Origin of the sequence: Paraburkholderia sp. BL17N1 (assembly GCF_003634175.1) — a bacterium.
GTDB lineage: Bacteria > Pseudomonadota > Gammaproteobacteria > Burkholderiales > Burkholderiaceae > Paraburkholderia.
On sequence record NZ_RBIW01000002.1, the window covers coordinates 1,843,733 to 1,857,159 of the forward strand.

General features: G+C 62.8%; 10 protein-coding genes and 1 tRNA gene. 7 read left to right on the forward strand and 4 right to left on the reverse strand.

The window, feature by feature from the left end:
* Window position 1: 1 nt before the first annotated feature.
* The 4 genes from B0G82_RS28165 to B0G82_RS28180 form a co-directional block, all read right to left on the reverse strand.
* Window positions 2-1,057 (reverse strand): permease, encoded by a 1,056-nt coding sequence (locus B0G82_RS28165; RefSeq protein WP_121309762.1) that lies wholly within the window; start codon window positions 1,055-1,057, stop codon window positions 2-4.
* Window positions 1,058-1,081: 24 nt separating this feature from the next.
* Entirely contained in the window at window positions 1,082-2,149 is a 1,068-nt protein-coding gene (gene mnmH, locus B0G82_RS28170; RefSeq protein ID WP_121309763.1) for a tRNA 2-selenouridine(34) synthase MnmH, read from the reverse strand.
* A gap of 91 nt (window positions 2,150-2,240) precedes the next feature.
* Entirely contained in the window at window positions 2,241-3,305 is a 1,065-nt protein-coding gene (selD, locus tag B0G82_RS28175) for a selenide, water dikinase SelD (protein ID WP_121309764.1), read from the reverse strand.
* 215 nt (window positions 3,306-3,520) lie between these two features.
* Window positions 3,521-3,880 carry a beta-xylosidase gene (locus B0G82_RS28180; protein WP_121309765.1) on the reverse strand — a complete coding sequence of 120 codons (360 nt, stop codon included), beginning with the start codon at window positions 3,878-3,880 and terminating at the stop codon, window positions 3,521-3,523.
* Window positions 3,881-4,073: 193 nt separating this feature from the next.
* On the opposite strand from B0G82_RS28180, the gene fdnG reads away from it, so the two are divergent.
* The 7 genes from fdnG (at window position 4,074) to B0G82_RS28220 (ending at window position 13,335) form a co-directional block, all read left to right on the forward strand.
* A complete protein-coding gene (gene fdnG, locus B0G82_RS28190; RefSeq protein WP_147439584.1) occupies window positions 4,074-7,142 on the forward strand; it encodes a formate dehydrogenase-N subunit alpha in 3,069 nt (1,022 codons plus the stop codon).
* 9 nt (window positions 7,143-7,151) lie between these two features.
* Window positions 7,152-8,084: a formate dehydrogenase subunit beta gene (gene fdxH / locus B0G82_RS28195; protein WP_116147296.1), complete on the forward strand. Its 933-nt coding sequence runs from the start codon at window positions 7,152-7,154 to the stop codon at window positions 8,082-8,084.
* A complete protein-coding gene (locus B0G82_RS28200) occupies window positions 8,071-8,727 on the forward strand; it encodes a formate dehydrogenase subunit gamma (protein WP_121309767.1) in 657 nt (218 codons plus the stop codon). Before fdxH ends, B0G82_RS28200 begins: the two co-directional genes overlap by 14 nt.
* A gap of 110 nt (window positions 8,728-8,837) precedes the next feature.
* Entirely contained in the window at window positions 8,838-9,833 is a 996-nt protein-coding gene (fdhE, locus tag B0G82_RS28205; RefSeq protein ID WP_121309768.1) for a formate dehydrogenase accessory protein FdhE, read from the forward strand.
* Window positions 9,834-9,868: 35 nt separating this feature from the next.
* Window positions 9,869-11,299: an L-seryl-tRNA(Sec) selenium transferase gene (gene selA / locus B0G82_RS28210; RefSeq protein ID WP_121309769.1), complete on the forward strand. Its 1,431-nt coding sequence runs from the start codon at window positions 9,869-9,871 to the stop codon at window positions 11,297-11,299.
* Entirely contained in the window at window positions 11,296-13,209 is a 1,914-nt protein-coding gene (gene selB / locus B0G82_RS28215; protein ID WP_121309770.1) for a selenocysteine-specific translation elongation factor, read from the forward strand. Before selA ends, selB begins: the two co-directional genes overlap by 4 nt.
* A 30-nt stretch (window positions 13,210-13,239) precedes the next feature.
* Window positions 13,240-13,335 (forward strand) — tRNA-Sec (locus B0G82_RS28220).
* Window positions 13,336-13,427: the final 92 nt, after the last annotated feature.

The following is a 13,427-nucleotide window of genomic DNA, read 5'->3' on the forward strand; positions in this document are numbered from 1 at the left end:
TTTAGAACCCCAAAGCTATCGCCAACAATCCGCTGATCACGCCGCATACCACGACGGCCAGCGCCACGACCGTCAGCACGCGGCGCGGAAACGAACGTCCAAGCATCGCCATGGACGGCACGCTGATCAGCGGCAACGTCATCAGCAAGGCGCCAGCCGGGCCGGCCGCCATGCCGAACGAGAGCATGGCCTGGATGATCGGCACTTCGCCCGCGGTCGGAATCACGAACAGCGTGCCGGCTATGGCCAGCGCAATGATCCAGAGCAGGCTGTTGTCGATGTCCGGTCCGACATGCGGAAACAGCCACGTGCGCGCCGCGCCGAGAATCAGCACCAGCACGACGTATTCGGGAACGAGCCGCAGCGTCATCGTGCCGAGGATTTTCACCCAGCGTGCGAAGGCGGTGCCGGGCACATCGACGGCGACCAGCTGCGCCATCGCTTCGCGCGACGCTTCAGCTTCCTTCGGCGTCACCATGCGGTTCACGAGGTATCCGAGGCCGAACACCATCACGATGCCCAAGGCGAGGCGCAGGCCCATCCACTGCCAGCCGAGCACAAAGCCCATGAAGATCAGCGTAGCCGGATTCAAGGCGGTATTGCCGAGCCAGAACGCGATCGCCGCGCCCGGCGCCGCCTGACGCGCACGCAAGCCCGCCACTACCGGCGCGGCGCAGCATGTACACATCATGCCCGGCAACGACATCAGGCCGCCCTTCACGACGCTGCTGAAATCGGTCCGGCCGAGCGCGCGCGCGACCCATTGCGGCGGAATCAGCGCCTGTACCGCCGAACCGAGCAGCAGCCCGAGCACCATGGCCTGCCAGATTGCTTTGCCGTAGGCGAGGGCGTAGTCAAAGGCAGATTGCCACGACGCCGCCGGCGCGCTCGCCGATGTGCCCATCAGAATCGACTTGCCGATCGAGTGCTGGCTCGCCGCCACGAACGCCCGGTTGTAGTATGGAAACCACTTCACGTAAAAGAGGCCGACCACGGCGATCAGCAGAAAGACGATCCAGCCTAGCGCGACTCGTGGTTGTCGAAGGGTTGATTGCATAGGGGTCTTGAACGTTGGGTTTAATCAGGTGACAGCGAGTGCGCTGCTGTCGAGCTTTGCAAGCAGTGCTTTTGCCTGATCGATGACATCGGCGTCGTTAGGCCGGAAATTCCATTGCAATGCGCGCGCCAACTGGACGAAATGCTGATGGCTGCTGCGCGCGTACGCCGGATCGTAGTGACGCCCGATCAACTCGCGCGCGAGTTCGGCGCGCCGGTTGTCGTCGACGAGTTGCTGCCAACCCGTGACACGTTCCCGGCTATGTAAACCGATCATTCGTTGCAACTGTCCCTTGAGTGACTCGTGATCGTCGAACAGATGGGCATAGTCGTGCAGCAGAAAGGCCGCGCGATCTTCGGGGCTCGAGATCACCTCGACGCAGCGGCTCTGATGAACCGTGTCGAGCAGGGCAAGCGGCAGCGCGATAGAACCGATGCGCCGGCTTTCCGCTTCCACGAACACCGGCCGTGCCGGGTCGAACGCGCGCAGCGCGCTCACGAGCAGCGTATCGAAACGCTTCTGCGACGGCTGCGGCACGCCGGCCCAGGCGCCGAGCAACGAGCCGCGATGCGCCGCCAGCGCTTCGAGATCCAGCGTCTGCGCGCCCGCGGCGTTCAGGGCCGCAAGCAGGCGCGTCTTGCCGCTGCCCGTCGGGCCAACCAGCGCGACGTAGGAGAATGTCTTCGGCAACGTGGTGAGCGTGTCGAGCGTGGCGCGCCGATAGGCTTTGTAGCCGCCTTCGAGTTGGCGTGCCTGCCAGCCGATCATATTGAACAGCGTGGTCACCGAGCCCGAGCGCTTGCCGCCGCGCCAGCAATAGACCAGCGGCCGCCAGTTGCGCGGCCGGTCGGCGAATGTGGTCTCGAGATGATGCGCGATATTGCGCGCGACCAGCGCCGCGCCGATCCGCGTGGCTTCGAACGGCGATACCTGCTTGTAAGTCGTGCCGACCAGCACGCGCTCTTCGTTGCTCAGCACGGGCGCGTTGAGCGCACCCGGAATATGGTCTTCCGCAAACTCGAGAGGCGTGCGCACATCGATGATTTCGTCGAAATCACCGGCTTGTTCGAGGCTGACGAGTAGGTTTTTCAAGGCGTTGGGGCACAAAGGGTCGGCTGCGGCGGAGTGCGATTATCGCACGCGTCGTCGATACGGCCGCGTCGTTCCGCCTGCCGCTCGCGGCTCAGATAACCTCGACGCGTCCTTCTCCGTTCACCATTTCGCCGATCACGCATGCTTCGCCGAACCCGTCGGCGCTGAACAGGGCAAGCACGTCGTCGACGGCTTGCGGTGCGCACGAGACCAGCAGGCCGCCCGAGGTTTGCGGATCGGTGAGCAGCGTGCGCGCGGTCGCGGAAAATGAGGATCGCAAATCGATGTTTTTGCCGTACGCGTCCCAGTTGCGCCCCGAAGCGCCCGTAAAAATGCCGGCTTCCGCCAGGCTCACCACGTCCGGCAACCACGGCAGATCCGCGTAGCGCACGCGAGCGGTGAGGTTTGAGCCGCGCGCCAGTTCCAATGTGTGGCCGAGCAGCCCGAAACCGGTGATATCCGTGAGCGCGTGCACGCCGGCGAGTTTGGACAGGTCCGCGCCCGGCCGGTTGAGCTTGGTCGTCGCGCCGATCATGGCGGCGTAGCCGGTGGCGTCGAGGCGGTCCTTCTTCAGGGCTGCCGAGAGAATACCCACGCCCAGCGGCTTGCCGAGGATCAGCACATCACCGGCTTGTGCGCCCGCGTTGCGTTTGACGCGCTTCGGGTCGACCACGCCGATGGCGACGAGGCCGTAGATCGGCTCGACCGAATCGATCGAATGGCCGCCGGCGAGCGGGATGCCGGCTTCCGCGCATACCGATTCGCCGCCCTTCAGCACGGCAGCGATCACGTCGTGCGGCAACACGTTGATCGGCATGCCGACGATGGCCAGCGCCATGATCGGCTTGCCGCCCATGGCATAGACGTCGGACAGCGCATTGGTCGCGGCGATGCGGCCGAAGTCGAACGGATCGTCGACGATCGGCATGAAGAAATCGGTGGTCGCGACGATCGCCTGTTCGTCGTTGAGTTTGTAGACGGCGGCGTCGTCGGCTGTGTCGTTGCCGACCAGCAGGTCGGGAAAGAACGGCAGCGGCGCGCTGCGCTTGAGCAGGTCGGCGAGCAGGCCTGGCGCGATCTTGCAGCCGCAGCCGCCGCCGTGCGACAGACTGGTGAGACGGGGCGACGCGCTTGCGTGGCTGGGAGTATGGGTCATTGTGGCAGGCATTTCAGACGACGAATGACCGACATTATGATGGTTGTTCGGGCAACGCGCAGGGACGGCGGTCGTCGAAGCGATCCGGCCAGAGCGCGAAACACGTCGTCGATTCTTCTGAAGGTACCTATAAACGCGCGGCATACTCGTGCCGCGCCCGCCGCCGGAGAGCGGGCGACCAAGATGCGGCAATCTCACACGTTCAATCTCACACGTTATTCGTTGCTGCCTGCGCCGGTGCCGTAGAGCCCGTTATCGAAGCCGCCCGCGCCTTGGGGCTTGTGGCCCGGCCCGGCCGTCTTGCCGCGCGTGTTCGCCGAGCCGCCATCTTTCGTCTGTGGCTTATGCGATTCATGAACGGCCGAGGCGGACGAATCCGGCGCCGACCCCATCGAAGAAGTGCGGCTCTCCTGCTGCGACGAGCCGCTGCCTTGCGTGATCTGGGCAACGCCGTGCGAACTTAGAACGAGCATCGCACCACCGAGCGCAAGCGACACAAGGCCAGCCGACGCGCGCCATTTCACTGCGTCGTAAATGGTGCATGCGGGAGAAGGTGTGAAAAGCGGAGCGGTCATATATGTGCCAAAGGTCAGGAGTAAGCGTGGAGGCGTCTGCCTCCCGTCAGCAATAACAGTGCCTCGACTGATGAAACCGGCTGTAGCAATTCATATTCAGTTGCACTGTAGATGGCGTAACTCCTCGCTGCAGGATTTCATACCGCTCTCTATAATCAATATTGGTGTCCCCATAAAGAGCCGAGGCCATTCGATGACCCATATGTCCCGGCGACAATTTCTGAAGGTCTCCGCCACCACGCTAGCCGGATCGAGCCTTGCCCTTATGGGCTTCTCACCCGCGCCCGCGTTAGCGGAGGTTCGTCAGTACAAGTTGTCGCGTACAACCGAAACCCGCAATACCTGCCCGTACTGTTCGGTAGGCTGCGGCATCCTGATGTACGGACTCGGCGACAACGCCAAGAACGCAAAGTCCAGCATCATCCATATCGAGGGCGATCCCGATCATCCGGTCAATCGCGGCACGCTGTGCCCGAAAGGCGCGAGCCTGATCGACTTCATTCATAGCGAAAGCCGTCTGAAGTATCCGGAATATCGCGCGCCCGGCTCGAATGAATGGAAGCGCATTTCATGGGAAGACGCGCTCGACCGCATTGCGAAATTGATGAAGGAAGATCGCGATGCCAACTTTGTCGAGACAACGGCGGACGGCAAGAAGGTCAACCGCTGGCTGACCACCGGCGTGCTCGCGGCATCGGCCGGCAGCAATGAAGTAGGTTATTTGACGCACAAGACTGTCCGCAGTCTTGGCATGCTCGCATTCGACAATCAGGCGCGTGTCTGACATGGCCCGACGGTGGCAGGTCTTGCCCCGACGTTTGGCCGTGGAGCGATGACGAACCATTGGGTCGACATCAAGAACGCGGACGTGATTCTGGTGATGGGCGGCAATGCGGCCGAGGCGCACCCGTGCGGTTTCAAATGGGTCACTGAAGCCAAGGCGCATCGCAAGGCGAGGTTGATCGTGGTCGATCCGCGCTTTACGCGCACGGCGTCGGTTGCGGACTATTACGCGCAGATTCGGACCGGCTCGGACATCGTGTTCCTCGGCGGGGTGATCAACTATCTGCTCACCAACGACAAGATCCAGCACGAGTATGTAAAGAACTACACGGACATGCCGTTTATTGTCCGTGAGGATTTCTCGTTTACCGACGGTCTCTATTCCGGCTACGACGCCGACAAGCGCAAGTACGACCAGAGTTCATGGGACTACGAACGCGGCGACGACGGCTTTGCCAAAGTCGATCCGACCTTGCAGCACCCGCGCTGCGTCTATCAGTTGATGAAGAAGCACTACTCGCGCTACACGCCCGAACAGGTCGAAAGCACGTGCGGCACACCTAAGGAAAAATTCCTCAAGGTGTGCGAGATGCTCGCATCGACGGCTGTTCCAGGGCGCGCCGGCACGGTCCTGTACGCGCTCGGCTGGACGCATCACTCGATCGGCGCGCAGATCATCCGCACGGGCGCGATGGTGCAGTTGCTGCTGGGCAATATCGGCATTGCGGGCGGCGGCATGAATGCGCTGCGCGGTCACTCGAACATTCAGGGGTTGACGGACCTCGGTCTGATGTCGAACCTGTTGCCGGGTTACATGACGCTGCCGCTGGAAGCCGAGCAGGACTTCGACGCCTACATCGCGAAACGCGCGAGCCAGCCGCTGCGGCCGAATCAGTTGAGCTACTGGCGCAACTATCGCGCGTTCCATGTCAGTTTCATGAAGTCATGGTGGGGCGACAACGCGACAGCCGAGAACAACTTCGGTTTCGACTATCTGCCCAAGCTCGATAAGTCGTACGACATGCTGCAGGTCTTCGAGCTGATGAATCAAGGCAAGATGAACGGCTACATCGCGCAGGGCTTCAACCCGCTTGCCGCGGCGCCGAACAAGGCGAAGATCGGCGCGGGTCTGGCCAAACTGAAGTGGCTCGTCGTCATGGATCCGCTCGCTACGGAAACGTCGGAGTTCTGGAAGAATTTCGGCGAATTCAACGACGTGGATCCTACTGCGATCCAGACCGAAGTGTTCCGTTTGCCGACCACCTGTTTCGCGGAAGAACGCGGCTCGCTGGTCAGTTCCAGCCGTGTGCTGCAGTGGCACTGGCAGGGCGCGGTCGGCCCCGGAGAAGCGAAGAGCGACCTCGAGATCATGTCGGGGCTATGGCTGCGCATTCGTGAGGCGTACCGGAAGGACGGCGGCAAGTATCCCGATCCGATTCTCAAGATGAGCTGGCCGTATGCCGACCCGGAAAGCCCGACGCCCGAAGAGATCGCCATGGAGTTCAACGGCAAGGCGCTCACCGACGTCACCGACACGACCGACAAAACCAAGGTGCTCGCCAAACAGGGCGAGCAGTTGTCGAGCTTCGCGCAGTTGCGCGACGACGGCAGCACCGCGAGCGGCTGCTGGATCTTCTGCGGCGCATGGACCCAGGCGGGCAACCAGATGGGCCGCCGCGACAACTCCGACCCGACCGGTATCGGCAATACGCTGAACTGGGCGTGGGCCTGGCCGGCGAACCGGCGGATTCTGTACAACCGTGCTTCGTGCGACGTCAGCGGCAAGCCGTTCGATCCGACCCGCAAGCTGATTGCTTGGAACGGCAAGGCGTGGACAGGAGCGGACATTGCCGACTTCAAGGCCGACGAACCGCCCGAAAACGGCATGAACCCGTTCATCATGAACGCGGAAGGCGTCGCGCGTTTCTTCTCGCGCGATGGTCTGGTGGAAGGGCCGTTCCCGGAGCACTACGAACCGTTTGAAACGCCGCTTGGCTACAACCCGCTGCATCCGAACAACAAGGCGGCCGTCAACAGTCCGGCGGCACGCGTGTTCCCCGCTGACCACGCCGCGTTCGGCACGCACGAGAACTTCCCGCATACGGCGACCACGTATCGTTTGACGGAGCATTTCCACTACTGGACCAAGCACGCGCATCTGAACGCGATCGTGCAGCCGCAGCAGTTCGTGGAGATCGGCGAGGATCTGGCGAAAGAAGTGGGCGTGGTGGCCGGCGATCGCATCAAGGTATCGTCCAATCGCGGGCATATCATCGCCGTGGCTCTCGTCACCAAACGGATCAAACCGCTGATGATCGAAGGGAAGAAAGTCCAGACAGTCGGATTGCCGTTGCATTGGGGCTTCAAGGGACTCGCGAAGCCGGGCTATCTCGTCAACACGCTGACGCCTTCCGTGGGCGATGGGAATTCGCAAACACCGGAATTCAAATCGTTCCTCGTCAAGGTCGAAAAGGCATAGGGAGAAGAGATGGCACTGCAATCACTGGACATCAGGCGCCTCTCGGCCACGACCTTGCCTGAACCACAAGTGCGTGTGCCGGTTACGGGCACGGTCGCCAAGCTCATCGACGTGTCGAAGTGCATTGGCTGCAAGGCGTGTCAGACCGCCTGCATGGAATGGAACGATCTGCGCGATGAAATCGGCACGACAACCGGCATCTACGACAACCCGCGCGATCTGAGCGAGCATTCGTGGACCGTCATGCGGTTCTCGGAGTACGAGAACACTGAGGGCGATCTCGAGTGGCTGATCCGCAAGGACGGCTGCATGCATTGCGAGGATCCGGGTTGCCTGAAGGCTTGTCCGTCGCCGGGCGCGATCGTGCAGTACACCAACGGCATTGTGGATTTCCACGAGGAAAACTGCATTGGCTGCGGCTATTGCATCACCGGTTGCCCGTTCAACATCCCGCGCATTTCGAAGCAGGACAACCGCGCGTACAAGTGCACGCTGTGTTCAGACCGCGTGGCGGTCGGCCAGGAACCGGCTTGCGTGAAGACCTGCCCGACCGGCGCGATCATGTTCGGCACCAAGGAGGACATGAAGCAGCAGGCTTCGGACCGGATTGAAGATCTGAAGGAACGCGGCTTCCAGAATGCCGGTTTGTACGATCCTGCCGGCGTGGGCGGCACGCATGTGATGTACGTGCTGCATCATGCCGATAAGCCCACTCTGTATCACGGGTTGCCGCAGAATCCGAAGATCAGCGTGATGGTGGCGCTGTGGAAAGGTTTGGCAAAACCGCTGGCGCTTGCAGGTATCGCGTTCGCGGCCGTAGCCGGGTTCTTCCACTACACGCGCGTGGGGCCGAACGAGGTGTCGGAAGCCGATGAAGCCGAAGCCCAGCACGAAGCCGATGAAGTACGCCGTTCGCGGGAGGCGCCCAATGAAGCACCCTGAGCATACTGATCTGAAGGATGTGAGAGGCAACAGCCTGATCGTGCGCTACACGCCGAATGAGCGTACGAATCACTGGATCACTGCGATCACGTTCGTTCTTTTGGCGCTGTCCGGCCTTGCCATGTTTCATCCCGCCATGTCATGGCTTTACGCGATCTTCGGCGGCGGGCAATGGACACGGATTCTGCACCCGTTCGTCGGCTGCGTGATGTTCCTCTCCTTTCTGATTCTCGCGTTGCGCTTCTGGCATCACAATTATCTCGACAAAGCCGACCTTCAGTGGATGAGGCAGATCGACGACGTGCTCAACAATCGCGAGGAAAAGCTCCCCGCGATCGGTAAGTACAACGCCGGTCAAAAGCTGCTATTTTTCACCATGGTGATCTGCCTGCTATTGTTGCTCGCAAGCGGTATCGTGATCTGGCGGCGCTATTTCTCGTTCTACTTTCCAATCGAGATCATCCGCCTTGCGGCGCTCGTGCATGCCGCGGCGGCATTCGTGCTGATCGTCGGGATCGTCGTGCATATTTATGCGGCGTTGTGGATCAAGGGGTCGATAGGCGCCATGACGCGCGGCACAGTGACCTACGGCTGGGCGCGAAAGCATCATCCGAACTGGTTCAAGGAAATCATCGGTAAATAACGGGCCATGCATAGTCAGTAGAGGCAGTGCGGCTGCCGGCGCGCTGCACCCGAGCCGCCGCTCCCGTTCAATGAACGGCGGCGGCTCTTCAGTTTTTAGAGGTCGATACTGTGGTTCAACGTATTCTCGAAGCCGGCGATATCGAATCGCTCGATCATTCGGCGATTCCGCGCCTTCGCATGCCGGAACGGCTCGCGGTGTTTGCCGCGCGCGCCGCGCGGCTGCGCCAGCTTGCGGCGCTCGACAATCCGATCGCCGGCTATTTGCGCCTGATGGCCGTGCTCGCCGACGCGCAGCAAGCCGTGATCGCCAGTTTCAAGGCAGCGCCGCCGAGCGCCGAGTTGATCGCGAGTGCGCAGCAGCATTCCATGCCGCTGATTCCCGCGTTTTCCGGCGTGCGTGATCCGGCGTGGCGCGACGTGCTGCACCGGTTGCTCGACAAGGTGGCAGCCGCGGGCCCGCTCACGCCGCCCCTCGAAGCGCTGATCGACCGCCTGCGCACGCTCGACACCGCCGCGCTCGAATTCCAGGCCGACGCGATCTTCGCGCAGCGCTTCGAAGAAATCGATCCGGCGAGCGCACCGTTCATCGTGGCCGCGCTGCAAGTGGTGTGGACCGACCTTGCCGCCGCTATCGACAAGCGCGAGGTGCCGTACATCGAGACGCTCGGCCTGTGTCCCGTGTGCGGATCGCATCCGGTGGCGAGCATCGTGCGCGTGGGCGGTGCGCATGACAATTACCGCTACCTGCAATGCGGCCTGTGCTCGACCGAGTGGCACATGGTTCGCGCGAAATGCTCGAACTGCGATTCGACCAAGGGCATCGCTTATCACACGGTCGGCTCGCCGGACGCCGGCGAAGCCGCGCGCGAAGCCGAATCGAAGAACGCCGCGTTGAAAGCGGAGTCGTGCGACGAATGCCATACTTACCGGAAGATCGGCATTCAGTCGAAGGACTACGATTTCGAACCGTTCGCGGATGATCTCGCCAGTCTCACGCTGGATTTGCTGATGGGGGCGGAAGGTTACCGGCGGGCGTCTCCGCATCCGTGGCTGTGGCCCGAACAGGGCGTCAACGCGGATGAGTCTTCCGGCGAGTCCGACTAGCAGCGAATGAATGCGACTAGAAAAGGGATTGGCTCGTGAGCGATGTAAGCGGCTCTGAATTGCGGGCGCTGATGGCGCGCGTGCCGTCGGTGGAAAAGGTGATGGCGTCGGCCGAATTCGCGGCGTTGATTGTCGAATACGGCCGCACGCAGGTGTTGGGCGCGGTGCGCGAGTCGCTCGATCGCTGGCGCGCGGGCGCGCAGTCGGGCGATGCGTCCGTGAGCGCGCTCGACGTCGCGCAACTGAAGAGTTCTGTCGAAGCTGCACTGCGCCGGCGCAACGAGTCGCGCTTGCGCAGCGTCTTCAATCTGACGGGCACGGTACTGCATACCAATCTCGGCCGTGCATTGCTGCCCGACGAGGCGGTTCAGGCCGTCATGAAAGCGCTCACGCAACCGGCCAACCTCGAGTTCGATCTTGGCACCGGCAAGCGGGGCGACCGCGACGATTTGATCGATGACCTCATCTGCGAATTGACCGGTGCCGAAGCGGCCACCGTGGTCAACAACAACGCGGCCGCGGTGCTGCTCACGCTGTCGGCGTTGGCGTCGAAGAAAGAAGTCATCGTGTCGCGCGGCGAGCTGGTTGAAATCGGCGGTGCGTTTCGCATTCCCGACATTATGAGCCGCGCGGGCGCGAAACTACGCGAAATCGGCACGACGAACCGCACCCATCTGAAGGACTACGAGGAAGCCATCGGCCCGCAAACCGCGCTGCTGATGAAAGTCCACGCGAGCAACTATGCAATCAGCGGCTTCACCAAAGAGGTCGCTCTGGATGAAATCGCGCCGCTCGCCCACACGCGCGGCCTCGCGGTTGCCGTGGATCTCGGCAGCGGTACGCTGGTCGATCTGAGCCAATGGGGCTTGCCGCGCGAGACGACAGTGCGCGAAACCGTCGAAGCCGGTGCGGATATCGTCACCTTCAGCGGCGACAAGTTGCTCGGCGGTCCGCAAGCCGGTTTGATTGTCGGGCGACGCGATCTGATCGCGAAGATCAAGAAGCATCCGCTCAAACGCGCGTTGCGCGTCGGCAAACTGACGCTCGCGGCGTTGGAGCCTGTTCTGCAGCTTTATCGTGCGCCGGAGAGGCTCACGGAGCGGCTCACCACGTTGCGCTTATTGACCCGTGCCGCCGGTGACATCCGGCTCGCCGCGGAGCGCGTGCAGCCCGCGTTGCAGCATGCAGTCGGCGAACGTTATGCGGTGACGGCGGAGCCGATGTTCAGCCAGATTGGCAGCGGCGCGTTGCCGGTCGACGTACTGCCGAGTTACGGACTGGTCGTCAAAACGGTGGACGGTAAGCGCGGTGGCCGTCAATTGCTCGCGCTCGAAAAGATGCTGCGGGAGATGGTGCGGCCCGTGATCGGCCGGATCGCGGACGATGCGTTGCGCCTCGACCTGCGCTGTCTCGAAGCCGCCGATGAAGCGGAACTGATCGAGCAATTGAAAGGCGTGCGCGCATGATCGTCGGTACGGCGGGGCATATCGACCACGGTAAGACGAGTCTGGTGAAAGCGCTATCGGGCGTCGATACGGATCGGCTCAAGGAAGAAAAGGCGCGCGGCATTTCAATCGAACTGGGCTACGCGTACGTGCCGCTGGAGAACGGCGACGTGCTCGGATTGATCGATGTGCCGGGTCACGAAAAGCTCGTGCATACGATGACCGCGGGTGCGAGCGGCATCGATTTCGCGCTGCTGGTGATCGCCGCCGACGACGGCGTGATGCCGCAAACGCGCGAGCATCTGGCGATTGTCGAACTGCTCGGGATTCGGCAAGGCGCCGTCGCGCTGACCAAGGTGGACCGCGTCGACGCGCAGCGTCTGCGCGAAGTGCATGACGAAGTACGGGCGTTTCTGAGCGGCAGCGTGCTGCAGGACGCGCCCGTGTTCGATACTTGCGCAGTGCAGGCCGACGATCCCGGCGTCGCCGCGTTGAAGGCGCATCTGCACGCGGCGGCCGCGACGTGGCGAATGAAGCGCGACGACGGCCTGTTCCGTCTCGCGGTCGATCGAGTCTTCACGCTCTCGGGCCAAGGCACGATCGTGACCGGCACTGTGGTGTCGGGCCGCGTGACGGTGGGCGATACGCTGCTGCTCGCGCCGAAGAATCAACCCGTGCGTGTGCGCAGCATTCATGCGCAGAATCGTCCGGCGCAGAGCGGACGCGCTGGCGAGCGATGTGCATTGAACCTGGCGGGCATCGAGAAGAGCGCGATCGATCGTGGCGACTGGATCGTCGATCCACGGCTCTCGCAGGCGTCGGAGCGAATCGACGTCATGCTGACGCTGCTCGCCGATGCACCGCAGGCGTTGGAGCACTGGGCGCCGCTGCATGTGCATCTGGGCACGCAGCATCAGGTTGCGCACGTCGCGTTGCTCGACGGCGAAACACTCGGCGCCGGTCAGCATGCCCGCGTTCAACTCGTGTTCGAGCGGCCGGTTTGCGCGCTGCCGGGAGATCGCTTCGTGGTGCGCAACGCGCAGGCCAATCGCACGATTGGCGGCGGCCATGTGCTCGATCCGTTCGCGCCGTCGCGCAAGCGTCGTTCGGCCGAGCGGCTGGCGTGGCTCGACGCGCTTCAGATCATGCTCGACACCGGCACGCTCGACGCCGTCATCGCGAGAGCACCGCATGGCTTGCTGCGCTCGCTGCTGGAACGTTTGACGGGCATGCCGGCAGCCGCGCTCGCATTGCCGGCCGATACGCGGGTCGTGGCACTGCCAGGCGAGGACGCATTGGTAATTGCCGATGCGCTCTGGCAAGCACTCAATGCGCGCTTGACGACTACGCTCGCGCAGTACCACGAACGCTCGCCGGACGACCTGGGCCCGGACATCTCGCGCTTGCGGCGCATCGCGGCGCCGCTGGTGGACGACGCGCTGTGGCGCGCGCTTGTCGACGATGCGGCGACGCGTGGCGAGATCGTCAGACGCGGGCCCTGGTTGCATCTGCCGGGCCATACGGTAACGCTCGACGAAGCGGATCGCGCACTCGCGGCGATGCTGCTGCCGGCGGTGAGAGCAGGGCGTTTCGACCCGCCCTGGGTGCGCGATCTGGCCGATGCGAACGGCGTGCCGGAGGAGCGTGTGCGGCAATTGATGCGCAAGCTCGCGCGGCGGGGCGAGCTGTTTCAGGTCGTGCGCGACCTCTTTTATCACCCGGAGATGATTCGGGGACTGGCTTCGATTGCGGCAGACGAGGCGCAAAAGAATGCCGGCACGGTTGCGGCCGCACCGTTTCGCGACGCCACCGGACTGGGCCGCAAACGCGCGATCCAGCTTTTGGAGTTCTTCGACCGGGTTGGATATACTCGCTTCCACCGTGGGCTGCATCTGCTGCGCACGGATACTCGCTGGCTCGATCTGCTCTGAGCATCGGCAACGTGCAGTTCGATCACCGCAGGAAGGCATTCGCGTCCGGTGGCGCGGCTGGGCTTCAAACCCAGTTGAGGGCGTCAGACGCTCTCAGGTCGGTTCGACTCCGGCTGCCTTCCGCCAGGACGTTCCTGAGGCGTTTCTTCGCTTCCTGTGGTACTCCGATTTAGCCTGGCATTGTACGTATAAGTGCCCTCGTTACCTCGGTTGTCCCG